Annotated in this window: 6 tRNA genes and 1 rRNA gene; all 7 read left to right on the plus strand. The window is 49.7% G+C overall.

Annotated features, from left to right (window positions below):
• Window positions 1–109 (plus strand): 23S ribosomal RNA (locus C1T21_RS11510); the annotation flags it as partial.
• A gap of 129 nt (window positions 110–238) precedes the next feature.
• Window positions 239–330: transfer RNA gene (locus C1T21_RS11515), tRNA-Ser, on the plus strand.
• Window positions 331–361: 31 nt separating this feature from the next.
• Window positions 362–438 (plus strand) — tRNA-Met (locus tag C1T21_RS11520).
• Between the two features lie 10 nt (window positions 439–448).
• Window positions 449–524 (plus strand) — tRNA-Val (locus tag C1T21_RS11525).
• A gap of 4 nt (window positions 525–528) precedes the next feature.
• Window positions 529–604 (plus strand) — tRNA-Thr (locus C1T21_RS11530).
• A 23-nt stretch (window positions 605–627) separates the two neighbouring features.
• Window positions 628–704 (plus strand) — tRNA-Asp (locus C1T21_RS11535).
• Between the two features lie 78 nt (window positions 705–782).
• Window positions 783–855 (plus strand) — tRNA-Phe (locus tag C1T21_RS11540).
• The last annotated feature ends 71 nt before the right edge of the window (window positions 856–926 follow it).

Here is a 926-nt window from a genome sequence, read left to right on the forward strand (position 1 = left end):
ATTTCCCAATTAGTAAGACCCCTTGAAGACGACGAGGTAGATAGGTTGGGGGTGGAAGTGCAGTAATGCATGGAGCTGACCAATACTAATCGGTCGAGGGCTTATCCTAAAATAAAACGCAAATGAGTTTCGGATCCAGTTTTCAGGGTGTAACCTTGAAATTGTGCTTGATATTCCAAATCACTTTGGTGAGTTGAAGAATAACTTGCGGAGTTTTGCTAAGCGAGTCCATTTATATGGAGAGATACCCAAGTGGCTATAAGGGGACCCTCTGCTAAGGGGTTAGACTGCGAAAGTGGTGCGAGGGTTCGAATCCCTCTCTCTCCGCCATTTAGGACAAGCAAGCGAAATATTATGTTATGGCGGTGTAGCTCAGCTGGCTAGAGCGTACGGTTCATACCCGTGAGGTCGGGGGTTCGATCCCCTCCGCCGCTACCATACATACCCAGGAGGCTTAGCTCAGCTGGGAGAGCATCTGCCTTACAAGCAGAGGGTCGGGGGTTCGATCCCCTCAGCCTCCACCATTGTGCCGGTGTAGCTCAACTGGTAGAGCAACTGACTTGTAATCAGTAGGTTGGGGGTTCAAGTCCTCTCGCCGGCACCATTTTTGAATTTTGAAAAATCTAGGGAACTGTGGTGTAGAGGCCTAACATGCCTGCCTGTCACGCAGGAGATCGCGGGTTCGAATCCCGTCAGTTCCGCCATTTTTCAATTCAATAGTTTTACCGTACTAAAGTGGGAAGGGGTATCCCTCCGCACTTTATTTTTTTGTTAATGGGTATGGCTCGGTAGCTCAGTCGGTAGAGCAGAGGACTGAAAATCCTCGTGTCGGCGGTTCGATTCCGTCCCGAGCCACCTTTATATGGAGGATTAGCGAAGTGGCCAAACGCATCAGACTGTAAATCTGCTCCCTTACGGGTTCGGTG

The organism is Paenibacillus sp. F4 (genome assembly GCF_002894905.1).
In the GTDB taxonomy this organism is placed as follows: domain Bacteria; phylum Bacillota; class Bacilli; order Paenibacillales; family Paenibacillaceae; genus Paenibacillus; species Paenibacillus polymyxa_B.